The organism is Massilia niastensis DSM 21313, assembly GCF_000382345.1.
Classification (GTDB): domain Bacteria; phylum Pseudomonadota; class Gammaproteobacteria; order Burkholderiales; family Burkholderiaceae_D; genus Telluria; species Telluria niastensis.
In genome coordinates this window covers 107,881-124,371 of record NZ_KB908088.1, presented here as the reverse complement: position 1 = coordinate 124,371, position 16,491 = coordinate 107,881, and the positions used below count along the sequence as shown (strand labels likewise).

Here is a 16,491-nt window from a genome sequence, read left to right as displayed (position 1 = left end):
CGCATCCGGTGCGCGCACCTTGAGCACGATATCGGCGCCGAGCGCCTCGCCGGCGCTGCCGATCCGCGCGCCGGCCGCCGCGTAGGCCGCATCGGCCAGCGAGGCCTTTTCCCCAGCGCCCGCCTGGATGATGATCTCGTGCCTGAGCGCCAGCTTCTTGACGGTCTCCGGCGTTGCTGCGACGCGGGTCTCGCCTGACCGCGTCTCGGTGGGTATGCCAATTTTCATGCGTTTCTTTCCGTAGTGTTTCTACATGTTGGGATAGGCCTGGCTAACGCTGGCCAGGATCGGAGCTCAGCGCCCCGCGAACAGCGGATGACGTTTCTCCAGGAATGCGCTCACGCCTTCCCTGAAGTCGGCCGTCCGGGTAGCGGCGACGAATGCCGACCGCTCCGCCTCCAATTGCGCTGCCAGGGACAGGCTTGGGGCTTCATCGATCAGGTGCTTGAAGCGTCCGAAGGCAGAGGTGGGGCCGCTGGCGATCCTGCTGGCCAGTGCACTGGCGCGCGCGTCCAGGGCGTCGTCGGCAACGATCTCGTTGACGATCCCGTAAGCAAGCGCGTCGTCGGCGTTCAAGCGTTTACCTGTGAACATCAGTTCGAATGCACGGCCGCGTCCGACCCGGCGCTCCAGGAACCAGGTGCCGCCGCAATCCGGCTGCGCGCCCAGGCGATCGTAGGCGATCTGGAAGATCGCGTTGTCGGACGCCAGCACGACATCGGCGCTCAATACCAGGCTCATTCCCGCCCCTGCCGCAGGTCCACGGACCACGGCGACCACCGGGGCCGAAACCCTGCGCAATGCCAGCAGCGCGGGGTTGAGGGCGTCCAGCAGGCCATGGATGAGCGCGCTGGCATCGTCGATATTCCGGGCAAACGCGCCCACGTCGCCGCCTGCGACGAATGCCTTGCCGGTCCCTGCAAGGACGATGCAGCGTGTGCGCGGATCCGCGCACACGCACTGCACCGCAGCATGAAAGGCCGTGGCGCTCGACAGGTCGATCGCATTCAGGACTGCGGGACGCGCGAAGCGGATGGTCGCGACACCGGAAACCTCATCCAAAGTCCACGTAACGGGAGCGTTCATTTCACATCCTTTGTCAGCGTCATTGCAATACCGAGGGAAGCCAACGGGCTGTGCGCTTCCTCTGCGGCGAAATCCATCATCATCGGCTTGCCGGGCATTGGTCAGGTTCGAAGCGCGTCGAGATGCGCACCAATGATTTTTTCGCCCATCACGGTCAGGCCGAAAGACTCCGGAGCGATCATCCAGGCGCGCAGCAGGCCGTCGATCAGCGCCCAGAATGCCAATGCGGTCTCGCGGGGGTCCGTGCTGGACCTTGCCACCCCGATGCGCGCGGCGACCGATACGCTCCGCTCGGCCATGGCGATGCAGCGTGCGGCCATGTCGGCGCGGCGCTCCCGTACCGCTGCCATCTCATGGGTATACTCGAGCTTCAATGTGGCAATCTCGAATACGCGGCGCGCCCGCGGGTCGTTTTCCATCAAGCGAAACGCAGCCATCGCATAGTCCTGCAAATCGGCCAGCGGGTCTTCAAGGCTTGAAGACTGCAGGATCTGCATGGCTGATTCCAGCGGCATCTTCACTCGCTCCATCATTGCGTTGAACAGCGCCGCCTTGTCGTCGAAATGCCAGTAGATCGCACCGCGGGACACGCCAGCCTTCACGGCAATATGATGCAAGGTAGTACGGGAGACACCCTGTTCCGCAAACAGGCACTCGGCGCAATCCAGGATATTCATGCTTGTGGCCAGCGCATCGGCCTTGGTGCGGCGGACCATTTCCCCTCCTCTAAGGTGTGGTGGTGTCGGGCAGCAGGCCAGGCCTACATGGCCGCGTAGCCCGGTCCGCCACCGCCCTCCGGCGTGGTCCACACGATGTTCTGCGTCGGGTCCTTGATGTCGCAGGTCTTGCAGTGCACGCAGTTCTGCGCGTTGATCTGCAGCCGGTCCCCGCCCTCGTCGCCGGGGACGAACTCGTACACGCCGGCCGGACAATAGCGCGCTTCCGGCCCCGCGTACCGGGCCAGGTTGATCTCCACCGGCACCCTCGGGTCCTTCAGCGCCAGGTGGACCGGCTGGTCTTCCGCATGGTTGGTATTCGAGATGAAGACCGACGACAGGCGGTCGAAGCTCAGCTTCCCATCCGGTTTCGGATAAGCGATGGGCTTGTAACCGGCTGCGGGCTGGATGCGCTCGTGGTCGGCGTGCGCATGGTGCAGGGTCCACGGCGCCTTCCCGCGGAAGACCAGCTGGTCGATGCCGGCCATGACCGCGCCGAGGACCAGGCCTTTCGACAGCCAGGGTTTCACGTTGCGCGCCACGTGCAGTTCTTCCTTCAGCCACGACTGCTCGAACGCGGCAGGATAGCCGGCCAGTTCATCGTGCCGGCGGTGTTCGCCCAGCGCCGCGAACGCCGCTTCGGCGGCCAGCATGCCGCTCTTGATCGCGGCGTGGCTGCCCTTGATGCGGCTCATGTTGAGGAAGCCGGCATCGCAGCCGATCAGGGCGCCGCCCGGGAACACCAGCTTCGGCAGCGACTGCAGGCCGCCGGCGGCAATCGCGCGCGCGCCGTACGAGATGCGCCTGGCGCCCTCGAAGAAGTGGCGGATCGCCGGGTGGGTTTTATAGCGCTGGAATTCCTCGTACGGCGACAGGAAGGGGTTCTCGTAATCGAGGCCCACCACGTAGCCGACCGCGACCTGGTTGTTCTCCAGGTGGTACAGGAAGGAGCCGCCGTAGGTGTCGGCGTCGAGCGGCCAGCCGGTGGTGTGGATCACCAGGCCGGGCTGGTGCCTGCCTGGCGCGATTTCCCACAGCTCCTTGATGCCGATGCCGTAGGACTGGGGGTCCTTGCCCTTGTTCAGGTCGAACCTGGCCATCACCTGCTTGCCGAGATGGCCGCGCGCGCCTTCGGCGAACAAGGTGTAGCTCGCATGCAGTTCCATGCCGGGCTGGAAGTCCGGACCCGGCATGCCGTCGCGCCTGACGCCCAGGTTGCCGGTAGCGACGCCCCTCACCGAGCCGTCCTCGCCGTACAGGATCTCGGCTGCGGAAAAGCCAGGAAAGATGTCGACGCCCAGGCTGTCCGCCAGCTGGCCCATCCAGCGCACCACCTTGCCGAGCGAGATCACGTAGTTGCCGTGGTTCCCGAAGCACTTCGGCAGCATGAAGCCCGGCGTCCGGTAAGCCCTGGTGCCGGTCAGGAACAGCACGCGGTCTTCGGTGACGGGCGTGTCCAGCGGCGCCCCGCGTTCCTTCCAGTCCGGCACCAGTTCGGTCAGCGCGCGCGGATCCATCACGGCGCCGGACAGGATGTGCGCACCCAGCTCGCCGCCTTTCTCCAGCACGCACACCGACACCTCCCTGCCCTGCGCGGCAGCCATCTGCTTGAGCCGGATCGCGGCCGCCAGGCCGGCGGGGCCGCCGCCGACGACGACCACGTCGTACTCCATCGCCTCGCGGGCGCCGTGCGCGTCGATACTCACAATGCCTCGGCGAGTTGGGGAACGATATCGAACAGGTCGCCGACGATGCCGTAGTCGGCAACACCGAAGATCGGCGCTTCCGGATCCTTGTTGATCGCCACGATGACTTTCGAGTCCTTCATGCCGGCCAGGTGCTGGATCGCGCCCGAAATGCCGACCGCGATATACAGCGTCGGGGCGACGATCTTGCCGGTCTGTCCGACCTGCCAGTCGTTGGGCACGAAGCCGGCGTCGACCGCCGCGCGCGAGGCGCCCATGCCGGCTTTCAATTTGTCGGCAAGCGGCTCGAGGATCTTGAAGTTGGCGCCCGATCCCATTCCCCGGCCGCCGGAGACGATGATCTTCGCGGCGGTCAGCTCGGGACGGTCGGAGGCGGCCAGCTCGCGCGCGACGAAGCGGCTGCCGCCGTCCGGCGCAACCGGCTCGACCGCCGTCACCGGCACGGCGGGACCGCTGCCGGCGGCATCGAACCCGGTGGCGCGCACCGTGATCACCTTGACCGGGTCGGTCGAGCGCACCACGGCGATCGCATTGCCGGCGTAGATCGGCCGCTCGAAGGTATCCGGAGCCACGACCCTGGTGATCTCGGAAATCTGCGCCACGTCCAGCAATGCGGCGACGCGCGGCAGGATGTTCTTGCCGTAGGCGGTGGCGGGCGCCAGGATGTGCGAATAGCCTGGCGCCAGCGCCAGCACCTGGCTCGCCACGTTCTCGGCCAGCCCGTGCTCGAACTGCGCGCCGGCGGCGACCAGCACCCGGCCCACGCCGGCGATGCGCGAGGCCGCGTCGGCCGCGGCCTCGCAATCGTGGCCGGCGACCAGCACATGGACCTCGGCGCCGCAGGCAAGCGCCGCGCTGACGCAGTGCAGCGTGCTGGCTTTCAGGTTGAGATGATCGTGTTCCGCAATGACTAATGCTGCCATGGTAATGTTCCAATCAGGAGTGAAGATGCTGCGATGGGAGTGCGATTCACGCGATGACCCTGGCTTCGTTCTTGAGCTTCTCGACCAGGCTGGCGACATCCTTGACGATCACGCCGGCGCCGCGTGCGACCGGCTCGTGCATGCCCAGCGTCTGCAGCCGCGGGGTGCAGTCGACCCCGAGCGCCGCCGGCGTCAAGCTGTCGAGCGGCTTCTTCTTGGCCTTCATGATGTTCGGCAGGGTCACGTAGCGCGGCTCGTTCAGGCGCAGGTCGGTGGTCACCACCGCCGGCAGGCGCAGGCACAGGGTCTCGAGGCCGCCGTCGATTTCGCGTGTCACCGTCACCGTCTCGCCTTCGATCGCCAGCTTCGAGGCAAAGGTGGCCTGCGGCCAGCCCAGCAGGGCCGCGAGCATCTGGCCGGTCTGGTTCGAATCGTCGTCGATCGCCTGCTTGCCGAGGATGACCAGCTGCGGCTGCTCCTGCTCGGCCACCGCCTTCAACAGCTTGGCCACGGCCAGGGGTTCGAGCGGATCGCCGGTCTCGACCAGGATCCCTCGGTCGGCGCCGAGCGCCAGCGCGGTGCGCAGGGTTTCCTGGCACGGGCCGGGGCCGCACGACACCGCGACCACCTCGGCCGCCTGCCCTCCCTCGCGCAGCCGGATCGCCGCCTCCACCGCGATCTCGTCGAAGGGATTCATCGACATCTTGACGCCGGCAAGCTCGACCCCGCTGCCGTCGGACTTGACGCGTACCTTGACGTTATGATCGACCACGCGCTTTACTGGCACTAACACTTTCATGCATGACTCCTTTTGATGAATTGAACGAACGGGCGCCGACCATCAGATATGACTGCTTGCCTGCTCATGCCGCTTTCCTGTCGCACTCGATCGCGCCAGGCGCCGGGTTCCGACATCGAGCCAGCACGCCAGCGCCGGCAGCAGGAAGATCGCGCCGAGCAGGTTCACCAGGAACATGAAGGCGAGCAGGATGCCCATATCGGCCTGGAACTTGAGCGCCGAGAAAGCCCAGGTGCCGACGCCGAGCGACATCGTGATGGCGGTGAAGACGGCGGCGGTGCCGCGCTGGCGCATGGCCTGGTAGAAGGCTTCGCGCAGCGTCGCGTTCCCGTGCGTGATCTCGTGCTGCATCCGTTCGAACAGGTAGATGCCGTAATCGACGCCGACGCCGACGCCCAGCGCGATTACCGGCAAGGTCGATACCTTCAGCCCGATCCCCAGCAGCGCCATCTGGGCGTTGCACAGGATCGACACCAGCAGCAGCGGAATGATGATGCACACCACCGCCTTCCAGGAGCGGAAGGTCAGCCAGCACAGCAGCGAGATGGCGCCGAAGATCGCCGCCAGCATCTGCACCTCGGCCTGCTCGACCGCCTCGTTGGTGGCGATGGCGACGCCCGCATTGCCTCCCGCCAGGCGGAAACGCACATCCGGCGTGCGGTCGGCCGCGATGAACTTGCGGATCTCGCCCACCACGTGCCGCAGGGTGGCGCCCTGGTGATCCTTCAGGTAGACGATCAGGTTGATGGCGGAGCAGCCTTCGGTATTCAGCCCGAGATCCGGACTGGCCGCGCGGGCGCCGGTGCGCAATGCCGCTTCGGTGCGCTGCAGCGCCGCCCAGCGCGGATTGGCCTCGTTGTTGGCGGCCGCCGCCAGCTTGGCCAGGCCGGCCACCGTGCTGACCATCTGCACGCCGTCGACCCCGCGCATGGCGAAGTCGAAGCGCTCCACCGCATTCATCACCGGCCACTGCAGGCAGGCCTCGCCGGATTTTCCGGCTTCGACGTAGACGGACAGGGTATCCATGCCGATCGAGTAGTTGCGCACGATCTGCTCGTTGTCGCGGTTGTAGCGCGAATCGGCGTGCAGTTCCGGCACCCCGACCCCGATGTCGCCGGTCTGCAGGCCGCGCGAGTAGATGGCGCCGGCGGCGAGCAGCAGCAGCGACAGCGCCAGCGTCGCCAGCGCGCCGCGCGGCTCGGCCAGCGCCGATACCGCCCACCAGGCGCGGTGGCGCGCACCCGCGGCGGCGCGCACGGCGGCCGGCACGGGTGCGGGACGCAGGTAGGACAGCACGATCGGCAGCAGCAGCTTGTTGGTGGCGATCATCAGCAGAACGCCGAGGCAGGCCGTGATCCCCAGTTCATGCACGATCGGGATGTCGATCAGCATGATCACCATGAAACCGAGCGCGTTGGTCAGCAAGGCCACCGAACCGGGGATCGCCAGCTTGCGGAACGCGCTCTCGGCCGCCATGGCGGCGCCCTGGCCGGCGGCCACTTCCTGCTTCCAGGCGTTGGTCATCTGTACCGCATGCGAGACCCCGATCGAAAAGATCAGGAAGGGCACCAGGATCGACATCGGGTCGATTCCCATGCCGATCAGGGGCAGCAGTCCCAGCAGCCAGACCACCGGCAGCAGGGCCACGACCAGGGCCAGCAAGGTCAGGCTGGCCGACCTGGCGTACGCCAGCAGCAGCAGCGCGGTGATGGCGAAGGCGATCGCGAAGAAGGTGACGACGCTGGACAGGCCGTCCATGACATCGCCCACCACCTTGGCGAAGCCGATGATGTGGATCTCGACCTGGTCGCTGGAGAAGCGGCTGCGGATCTCCTCGAGCTTGCGCGCCACCGCGCTGTAGTCGAGCCGCTTGCCGGTCTGGGGATCGACCTCGAGCAGGTCGGCCTGCACCAGCGCAGACTTCTGGTCATTCGCGACCAGGCGCCCGATCACGCCCGACTTGGCCACGTTCGAGCGTACCTGCGCCATGCCCTGGGCGTCGGCGACGAAGTGCGAGGGGACCAGCACTTCGCCGACGAAGCCATCCTCGGTCACCTCGATGTACTTGACGTTCGGCGTGAACAGCGAGAACACCTGGCCACGGCTCACGCCCGGCGTGAAGAACACCTCGTCGGTCACGCCGCGCAGGGTTTTCAGGAAGTCCGCGTTGTAGATGTCGCCCGGTCCTTTCCAGCGCACGCTGACCAGCACCCGGTTGGCGCCGGAAAAGGTGGAGGCATATTGCTGGAACGCCGCCATGTATTCGTGCTTCAGCGGGATCAGCTTGTTGAATCCCGGATCGAGGTGGGTGCGGGTGGCGGACCAGCCCAGCAGCACCGTGACGATGACGAACAGGCAGCCGAGCGGCTTGCGCCAGCCGATCAGGGCGGCGGCGATGCGCGCCACCATGGCGTCGGCGCGGGAAACGGAAGAGTGCTGCTTCATTGGGAAGGTCCTTGGTTCGGTTGCGCGGCCGCCGCGCTCGTGGAAGGAGTCGGCGCGATGGAAATATCGCGCTTCAGGCCGCGGTCGCTGGCGAACAGCCAGTCGCCACTGCGCAATTGCGTCATGTCGGTCAGGGTGGCGCGCCCGCCGGCCTGCACCACCTTGAAACTGGCGCCGTCGTCATCGCTGGCCACTACCATCCCGCCCTGCCCGGCCAGCAGCAGCCGGCCGTCCGTCCCGAGCCCATGCGCCAGCAGCGAGACCGGCGCCGGCAGCGTCGACTTCACCCAGCTGCGGCCGTCGTCGGTGCTGCGAAAGACGTTGCCGCGCATGCCATGGACGACCCAGGTCGACTTGCCCAGATGCACGGCGCCATAGAAGGAGCCGGCATAGAAGGGCGTCACCGTTTCCCAGGACTCGCCGCCGTCGCCGGAGCGCAGCACCAGGCCGCGCTCGCCGACGATCAGCCAGTGCCGCCCATCGCCGGATGCCGCGATCCGGTTCAGGTGCCGGTCCTCGACCGCGGCCAGCGCCAGGCGCCGCCAGCTCTTGCCGTCGTCGTCGGAAGCGAGCGCGCGGCCGAACGCGCCGACCGCCATCCAGCGTCCCGACGGCAGCCTGGCCACGCTCATCAGCGGCTCGCCGTCCTTCCGGTCGAAAGCCTGCTCTTGCCAGCTGCGGCCGCCGTCCGTGGTGCGCAGGATCCATCCCTCGTGGCCGACCGCGATGCCGGTCGCCGCGTCGGCGAACGCCACCTGGGTGATCAGCGCCTGGCGCTGCGCCGGCAGGACGGCCGGCTGCCAGGTCAAGCCCTGGTCGCGCGACAGCATCAGGTAGCCGAGTTCGCCGCCGGCCACCAGGCCGGCCCCGGACCGGGCGATGCTGTTCAACTGCATCCGGTCGACCATGTCCGGTATAGTCGGGATGGATTGCGCCTCGCGCGGCGAAAACGACCACAGCGCGGCCATGATCACGACGCTCGCTACTGCTACACCAACTGGCGTACGCATCATCTGTCTCCTTTGTTGTAGTGCCGTGGTCCCGAATCGGCCCGGCATGTCGAGATTCTTGGCCAACGGCGGTGGAAAACATCGTCCGAAAGGAGTACGGTCAGGAACGTAGTCCGCCCGGACGATGGCAGGCGGGCAGCGGCTGGCACACTACATCCATAGCCAGAGACGATGAAGGAGACACATGGGACTCAAAGGACACGCCGCCCTGGTCGGCGCCGCACAATACAAACCAGAGAAATACGCGACCGCACCGCGCATGTTCCACCTCGAGCAGGTGGCCGACCTGGCGCGCCAGGCGCTGGACGATGCCGGCCTCGCCTTGAGCGATGTCGACGGGCTGGTCGTCCCGGGCGCGCAATTCCATGAGGCGAGCATGTTCGTGCCGGCGATGGTGGGCGAATACCTGGGCGTGCAGCTCGACTTCGCCGAGGTCGTCGACCTGGGCGGCGCCAGTTCGGTCGGCATGGTGTGGCGCGCCGCCGCCGCGATCGAGCTGGGCCTGTGCAATACCGTGCTGTGCGTCCTGCCATCGCGCATGGCGCCGGTCGGGATCCAGGACGACCATGCCATCCAGGTGATGAAGGCATCGCGTTTCGGCGGCCACAGCACCCACTTCGGTGCGCCGGAAGCCGAGATGGACCTGCCCTACGGCCACATGGCGCAGAACACCGGCTATGCGATGATCGCGCAGCGCTACGCCGCCGTGCATGGCTACGATGCCGCCGCGCTGGCGCGGATCGCCGTCGACCAGCGCTTCAATGCCTGCGCCAATCCCCTGGCGATGTTCTACGGCCAGCCGATCACGATCGACGACGTGCTGAATTCGCGCATGGTGGCCGAGCCGCTGCGCATGCTCGAAATCGTCATGCCGGTCGCGGGCGGCGCCGCCGTCATCGTCACCCGCGCCGACATCGCGCGCCGCTGCCGGCACCGCGCGGTGCAGGTGATCGGCTGCGGCGAGCACGTGCAGTCGAAGTCGCCCACCTATGCGCGCGACATGCTGTCCACGCCGATCGGCCCGGCCTCGCGCAAGGCCTTCGCCATGGCCGGCCTGGCGCCGGCCGACATGCACATGGCGCAGGTGTACGACTGCTACACCATCACCGTCATGCTGACGCTGGAAGATGCCGGGTTCTGCGAAAAGGGCCAGGGCATGCGCTTCCTGCTCGACAACGATTTTACTTACAAGGGCAACTTCCCGATGAATACCCATGGCGGACAATTAAGCTTCGGCCAGACCGGCACGTCCGGCGGCATGACCCAGGTGATCGAGGCCCTGCACCAGGTGCAGGGCCGGGCCGGCCAGCGGCAGCTGGCGCGCCACGACCTGGCCTACGTGTCGGGAACCGGCGGCGTGATGAGCGAACAGGGCGCCCTGATCCTGCGTGGAGCCTGAGCATGGACTGGAACAAGCCCCTGCCCCAGCCGACCCCCATCTCGGCGCCCTTCTGGGACGGCCTGAAAGCGCACCAGGTGCGCCTGCAGCAATGCGCCGACTGCGACCACTGGATCTTCTTCCCGCGTGCGCATTGCCCGCGCTGCGCGTCCGACCGGCTGGCCTGGCACGATGTGTCGGGCGCGGCCACCCTGTACACCTACACCGTGGCGCGCGTACCGACCCTGCCGGAATTCGCCGACGAGATGCCGCAGATCCTCGCCGTGGTCGCCTTCGAACAGGGCCCGCACCTGAACACCACGCTGGTCGGCATCGATGAAGCCGCGCTGCGCATCGGCATGCGGCTGCGGCCCGTGTTCGACGAGCGCCCCGGCGCCGTGACGCTGCTGCGCTATACCGCGCTCGAATCCGGGCAGCCCGGCGTGATCGCCGCCGCCACGGCCGCGCCCGCGCCTGCCGAAGCTGTGCCGGAGGCGCCGCGCCGCCAGGTCAGCTGCAAGGACCTCGCGGCCATGCGCGCGCTGGTCAGCCAGGAGTTCTCGGGCTGGTCCAACCAGTTCGTGGTGACCCAGGACCTGATCGACCAGTTTGCCGCGCTGACGGGCGACGATTACTGGATCCACACCGATCCGCAGAAGGCGCGTGCGCAGAGTCCGTTCGGCGGCACGATCGCACACGGCGCGCTGGTGCAGGTGCTGATCAGCCGGCTCACGCTGCCGCTCGATGTCGAGGTCACCGGCTTCAACAACATGGTCAACTATGGCTCCGACCGGCTGCGCTTCGCGGCGCCGGTGCTGGCCGGCAGTGCGATCCATGCGCGCTACCGCATCAAGGCGGTCGAGCAGGTCAAGAGCGGCCTGCAGATGACCATGGAGATCAACATCCATGTGGTGGGCGAACCGCGGCCGTCGGTCGTCAACGACCTGATCGTGCTCTACATGTAGACACGGCGTCGGCACCTCATCCGCCTCTTCCCAGGCGCCAGTGCCGGCAACGGCCTGGCGCCTTTTCCTTGGGCGCCGTCACCGTAACCTGTGGGTGCGCCATGAACTGTCGGGCTTCTGCCCGTTCAACGTCCATCGCATCGACGCTGACATCGTGAAAAAGCCCGCCGAACTTCCGTTCGGCGGGCTGGCGCCTGGTCGCGGGGAGGCTTAGAACGCGTACTTGACCACCATCGACAGCTGGTCCCTGTCGGTCAGCAGGCGGTTATGCGGCAGCGTCAGGTTGGGCTCTCCGAAGAAGCCGAGATAGGTCAGGCCGATCTGCAGGTTGCTGCGATAGGTCCAGGTCATGCCGATGCTGGTGCGCCGGTCGCCCTGCCCGCCGACGCCGCCCACCAAGGTCCGGCCGCGGAGCTGGTGCGAATAGCTGATCGGCACCGACAGGTCCCAGCCCTCGAACACGCCCGGATAGCCGAGCACCATCTGGACGGTGGCGGCGACGCCCGAGCGGGTGAAGCTGAGCGTGTCGCTGGCAGGGAAGAATGCGGCCGAGGCCCCCAGCGCTTCGACCCCCGGCGCCTTGCGGGCCTCGACGCGCGACACGCGCACTGCCGAGATCTCCCCCAGCAGGATGGTCGAATCGGCCAGCGGGTTGCGGCCAAGGTTGGCGAACGCATTGATGTTCAGCTGGGCGACGTCGGCGCGGGTCGGGGTGGGGATGCTTGCACGCGTGGCCGGATTGACGACCGTATCGACCAGCACGGGCGCACCGCGCTTGTACGACAATTCGCCCGCCAGGGTGGTCTTGCCGAAGGTGGTGCTCAAGGTCGCGCCGGCCAGCTTGATATCGTCGAAATAGCGGATCCGGTAGGAACTGTTGAATGCGTTAATCTCCGGTATCGGCGAACGGTCATGGTAGTTCAGGTAATACAGCCCCACCTCGGTCTCGTCGGTGACGCGGTAGCGGCTGCCCACGCCCCACTGCCCGGTCTTGCCAGGCAGGATATCCGGGCCGCGCAGGCCGAAGCTGCACCTGTCGTTGATGTAGGGATTGAGGCAGGTGCCGCCCTCGCCGACACCGTCCGAAGTGCTCAGGTACGAACCCGGCGCCGGCGCCAGGGTCTCATGGAAGTTGAACTGCGCATGCGCCAGCAAGGACCAGCTGGGGGACACTTCGATGATGGCCGATACCTGGTCCTCCGGCAGCAGCTGGTCCTTGGTCTCGGTGCCCGGAATATTGGTCTTGGTGCCGTCGGCCGGCCCCTGTGCCAGCGAAATCCCCGGGAAGAACAGCGCTTCGCCCCATGACACCGCGTGCCGGCCGACCCGCACGGTGGCGCGGCTGGTGCCGCCCAGCGAGAACGAGGTGTAGCCGTAGGCGTCGAGCAGCCGGCTATAGCCGCCGTGATAGCGGCGCGCCTCGTCGGTGAAGACGTTCACCGGCCCCGGCTTGTTGACCGGTCCCCGGTTGTCGTTGGTGCGATGGTAGGCGTCGTCGTAGAAGGTACTGCCCGACAGCACCAGGCCGCTCTCGCCGCGCGACAGGGTCGCATCGATCAGGACCGCGGCGCGGTTGGCGGTCAGCGCATGCCGGTCGAAGTTGTTGTCGCCGTCGTTGCTGCCGGCGGCGCCCTTCAGCACCGGATCCTGAGACTCGAGCCGGGTCGCCACCGTGTACGAGGCGTTGGCGCGCCAGTCGAGCTTGAAGCCGTTGCCGAATTCGATCGGCTCGCCCGCGAACGCCGGTCCGCCGCCCCACAAGGCGAGCATGGCGGACGCGATCAGCGTCGGTTGTGTCTTGATTCTCATTGTACGATTCCCGTAATGGCTTTTTTATGTGACAGGATTCAGTTGCCGGCGGAGCGCGCGGCCTCCGGCGTGAACATCGATGCCTTCAGGTCGCCGCGGTTGAGGATGGGACCGAGCTTGGCCTGCTGGAACAGGTTGTAGGCCACGTAGCCGCCCGAGTTGAGGTCGTAGTAGAAGCTGCTCCCCGCATGCCAGGCCTGCATGTCGAAGGCATAGTAATAATTGATCAGCCCATGCTGCCACAGCTGCCCGCGCGCATCGTAGTAGTCGGCCATCACCGCATGCCAGGTATCCTCGTCGAGGAACAGCACGCGCCTGGCGTACAGGTGGCGATAACCTTCCTTGAGGTTCGCTTCGAGCACCCAGACGCGGCGCAGCTCGTAGCGCATGAAGTCCGGATTGGCGTGGCCGGGCTTGATCAGGTCGGCGTACTTGACGTTGCTGGCGTGGATCCTGTAGCTGTTGGCGGGAATGTACATTTCGCGCTTGCCCACCAGTTTCCAGGTGTAGCGCTCGGGCGAACCGTTGAACAGGCGATCGGAGTCGATCGTCATCTTGCCGCCCGTGCCATTCATGGGTTGGTCGAAGCCGTATTCCGGCAACTGGCGTACGCGCCGCGTACCCGGGTCGTAGCTCCAGGCCAGCCGCTTCGACTTGGCGAAATTGGTCGGCTCGGACGACACGCTGATGATGCCTTTCTCGCGTTCCGGCAGCAGGGTCAGGCTGCGCGTGAAGGCCTGGACGCCTTCCATCGGCTGGCCGCGCCGCTCCGGCGAATTGACCTCGTTCAGGCTGCGGTTCCAGCCGCGGCCCCACGACACGCCGCCCTTCGAATCGACGTTGGCGAAGTCGCGCACCGTCTCTTCGTTATAGGCGCGGAACGGGTAGGTATGGTTCATCACCGCCTCGTCGCCATTCTTCGGGATCGGGAAAGGAATGCCGCCCTTCAGGCCCTTGAAGCCAAGGCCGCCATCGGTGATCTCGGCCTCGATCGCGTTCTTCTTCACCACCGCGCAGACCGCGTCCGGATAGCGGAAATCGCGGTGTCCCGGGTAGACGGGAATGCGGAAGGTCGCGGGGTGCTTCGCGAACATGGCCTTCTGGCCCTCGCTCAGCCGGGCGGCATACTGGGCCTGGTTCTGCGCGGTGATCACGTACAGCGGCTTCTCGTTCGCGTACGGGTCGACCGGGTGCTGGCCGGCATTCGGCTTGTAGTCGATGCCCGGCGGCGTACCCAGCCACTTGCCCGAAAACTCGGGGATCGCGCCGTCCTTGCTGGCAGCCGCTTCAGCCCCCACGCAAGTGAGGTCCTTGCCCAGCCTTTCGGCCTCGGCTGCGGGCGCCTTTGCCAGCGCCTGGCCCGCCACCAGCACCATGACTGCCGCCGCCAGCGGCGTCCGATGGATCGTCTTTTTCATGTGTGTCTCCTTCATAACCTACAAGATGGGCGTAAGACCATGAAGCGGCTGATAGAGCGCTGCGTGCACGCTTCATGTGAGCGATTGCCAATATCGACAAGCTCATTGTCGGACGCGATCGGGGCAGCTTCATCGTCTGTTTGAACTACGCCAGGAGCGCTTTGTTTTTAGTCTGCTCAGACGATGTTGAGCAGATCGCGGCGGTCCATCATCGCTGTCGGAATGTGCACGATCGCGCCCTTCGGCGCAGGTCTGTCCGCACACTTGTTCAGCGATTTCTACGATAGGGAGAAGCGGATATGGAGCAGCGCGCATGAGCAACAACACCGTACTAGGAAAGGGTGCGCGCGTATCGCGCGACATCACCCAGGCCAAGCTCGACCGGCGCAACGCGGCCAGCACGGCGATCAGGCCAAAGGACCCCTACACCATCGCCGACCGCGTCGAGCAGCTGGCGCGCGACGCCGGCGAGCGCCTGTTCCTGGCCTATGGCGAGCAGCGCTTCACCTACGCCGAACTCGATGCGCGCGCCAACCAGTTTGCGCATGCCGCACTGGCGCGCGGGATCGGCCCCGGCGACGTCTGCGCGATCGCGATCGAGAACCGGCCGGCGTTCTATTTCGCCTGGTTCGGCCTGCTCAAGATCGGCGCCGTGGTGGCCTTCCTCAACACCAACGTCAACGGACGCGCGCTGGTGCACGCCATCACGAGTACCGGCGCCAGCGCCGTGATCGTCGGCGAGGAATGCCAGGCCAATTTCAGCGCGACCCCGGAGCTGCCGGCGGTGACCCAGCACCTGTTGCCGGACCCCGAAAAGCCGCTGCAGGCGGGGCTGCGCGACAGCCTGGACTGGTCGTTCGCGCGGCAGCTGGACGCCGCGCCGCGCACCGCGCCGCCGCCCGGGCTGCGCGCCGGCATCACTGCCGAACAGCCCGCCGTGCTGGTGTTCACTTCCGGCACCACCGGTCTGCCGAAAGCCGCGGTGTACAGCCATTTGCGCTGGCTGATGTCGGGCGACGTCATGCAGGTGACCATCGATGCCAGGGCCGACGATGTGTTCTACTGCTGCCTGCCCCTGTACCACGGGGCCGCCTCGCTGGCGGTAACCTCGACCGCGCTCAAGGCCGGCGCCGCGATCGCGCTGCGGCGCAAGTTCAGCGTGCGCGCCTTCTGGCACGACATCCGGCAGTACCGGGTCACCGTCTGGCAGTACATCGGAGAAGTCTGCCGCTACCTCGCCAACCAGCCGCCCGATCCCGCCGACCGCGACCACCGGCTGCGCTGCATCATGGGCGCCGGCTTCAACACCGATGCATGGAACCGCTGGGTGGCGCGCTTCGGCCCGATGGACATCTACGAAGGCTGGGGCGGCACCGAGTCGAACACCAACCTGATCAACGTGGACAATTATCCCGGCTCGGTCGGCCGCGTGCCGTACTGGGAAAAGACCAACTTCCGCCTGCTGCGCTACGATATCGAGAACGACAGGCTGGTGCGCGGCGAGGACGGCTTCTGCATCCTGTGCGAGCCGGGCGAGATCGGCGAGGGAAGCGGCTTGATCGTCACCGATCCGGACATCGGCGGCGGCCGTTTCGAAGGCTATACCTCGGCCGAAGCGACCGAGAAGAAAATCCTGCGCAACGTCTTCCGCAGCGGCGACGCCTACTGGAGTTCGGGCGACCTGCTGCGCTACGACGCCGACGGATATTTCTACTTCGTCGACCGGATCGGCGACACCTTCCGCTGGAAGAGCGAGAACGTGTCGACGCAGGAAGTGGCGGAAACGCTGGCCGAACTGCCTGGCGCGGAGCTGATCAACATCTATGGCGTGACGGTGCCGGGGCACGAAGGCCGCGCCGGCATGGCGGCGATCGTCATGCAGCCGGGGGCGCAGTTCGATCCGGCGGCCTTCTATGCGCTGACGGAAGCGCGCCTGCCCCGCTATGCCGCGCCGCTGTTCGCGCGGATCGCGCCGGCGCCCGAACTGACCAGCACCTACAAGCTGCGCAAGGTCGACCTGCAGGCCCAGGGCTACGATCCGCGCGCGTTCGACGATCCACTGTTCGTGCGCGACGAGCAGGGTCGCACCTACCGGCCGTATTCGATCGAAGCGCTCGAGCAGGCGGGACTGCCGCCGTTCCGCAGTCAGTAAGCGCATGGTGGACGGGAAACCCGTCCACCTGCTTGTATCGGCAGCAAAAAAAAATGGGGCAGGCCTGGCATCAGGCCTGCCCCA

12 protein-coding genes and 1 pseudogene are annotated in these 16,491 nt (G+C 66.6%); 3 read left to right on the top strand and 10 right to left on the bottom strand.

The window, feature by feature from the left end; genetic code table 11:
* From H162_RS0110170 to H162_RS0110130, 8 genes and pseudogenes are all read right to left on the bottom strand, one after another.
* Positions 1–228 (bottom strand): annotated as a pseudogene (locus H162_RS0110170) (NAD(P)(+) transhydrogenase (Re/Si-specific) subunit alpha); the annotation flags it as partial.
* Between the two features lie 66 nt (positions 229–294).
* Entirely contained in the window at positions 295–1,086 is a 792-nt protein-coding gene (locus tag H162_RS0110165; protein ID WP_026354475.1) for an enoyl-CoA hydratase/isomerase family protein, read from the bottom strand.
* Between the two features lie 101 nt (positions 1,087–1,187).
* Positions 1,188–1,802: a TetR family transcriptional regulator gene (locus tag H162_RS0110155; RefSeq protein WP_020653354.1), complete on the bottom strand. Its 615-nt coding sequence runs from the start codon at positions 1,800–1,802 to the stop codon at positions 1,188–1,190.
* Between the two features lie 44 nt (positions 1,803–1,846).
* Positions 1,847–3,475 (bottom strand): electron transfer flavoprotein-ubiquinone oxidoreductase, encoded by a 1,629-nt coding sequence (locus H162_RS0110150; protein WP_040787014.1) that lies wholly within the window; start codon positions 3,473–3,475, stop codon positions 1,847–1,849.
* Positions 3,476–3,504: 29 nt separating this feature from the next.
* Positions 3,505–4,431, bottom strand: coding sequence for an electron transfer flavoprotein subunit alpha/FixB family protein (locus tag H162_RS0110145; RefSeq protein WP_020653352.1), 927 nt, complete (start codon positions 4,429–4,431; stop codon positions 3,505–3,507).
* Between the two features lie 46 nt (positions 4,432–4,477).
* Positions 4,478–5,230, bottom strand: coding sequence for an electron transfer flavoprotein subunit beta/FixA family protein (locus tag H162_RS0110140; RefSeq protein WP_026354474.1), 753 nt, complete (start codon positions 5,228–5,230; stop codon positions 4,478–4,480).
* Positions 5,231–5,272: 42 nt separating this feature from the next.
* Positions 5,273–7,675, bottom strand: a complete 2,403-nt coding sequence (locus H162_RS30515) for an efflux RND transporter permease subunit (protein ID WP_040786998.1) — start codon at positions 7,673–7,675, stop codon at positions 5,273–5,275.
* Positions 7,672–8,685 carry a WD40/YVTN/BNR-like repeat-containing protein gene (locus H162_RS0110130; RefSeq protein WP_026354473.1) on the bottom strand — a complete coding sequence of 338 codons (1,014 nt, stop codon included), beginning with the start codon at positions 8,683–8,685 and terminating at the stop codon, positions 7,672–7,674. Before H162_RS0110130 ends, H162_RS30515 begins: the two co-directional genes overlap by 4 nt.
* A gap of 184 nt (positions 8,686–8,869) precedes the next feature.
* Between H162_RS0110130 and H162_RS0110125 the strand changes: the two genes are divergently transcribed.
* A complete protein-coding gene (locus H162_RS0110125; RefSeq protein ID WP_020653348.1) occupies positions 8,870–10,084 on the top strand; it encodes a thiolase family protein in 1,215 nt (404 codons plus the stop codon).
* Positions 10,085–10,086: 2 nt separating this feature from the next.
* Entirely contained in the window at positions 10,087–11,028 is a 942-nt protein-coding gene (locus H162_RS0110120; RefSeq protein ID WP_020653347.1) for a bifunctional OB-fold nucleic acid binding domain-containing protein/MaoC family dehydratase, read from the top strand.
* Positions 11,029–11,238: 210 nt separating this feature from the next.
* On the opposite strand, the gene H162_RS0110115 is transcribed toward H162_RS0110120, so the two are convergent.
* Both H162_RS0110115 and H162_RS0110110 read right to left on the bottom strand, forming a co-directional pair.
* A complete protein-coding gene (locus tag H162_RS0110115) occupies positions 11,239–12,837 on the bottom strand; it encodes a DUF1302 domain-containing protein (RefSeq protein WP_026354472.1) in 1,599 nt (532 codons plus the stop codon).
* Positions 12,838–12,875: 38 nt separating this feature from the next.
* Entirely contained in the window at positions 12,876–14,255 is a 1,380-nt protein-coding gene (locus H162_RS0110110; RefSeq protein ID WP_020653345.1) for a DUF1329 domain-containing protein, read from the bottom strand.
* 313 nt (positions 14,256–14,568) lie between these two features.
* Here H162_RS0110110 and H162_RS0110105 point away from each other — a divergent pair, with 313 nt between their 5' ends.
* Positions 14,569–16,407: a long-chain-acyl-CoA synthetase gene (locus H162_RS0110105; RefSeq protein ID WP_020653344.1), complete on the top strand. Its 1,839-nt coding sequence runs from the start codon at positions 14,569–14,571 to the stop codon at positions 16,405–16,407.
* Positions 16,408–16,491: the final 84 nt, after the last annotated feature.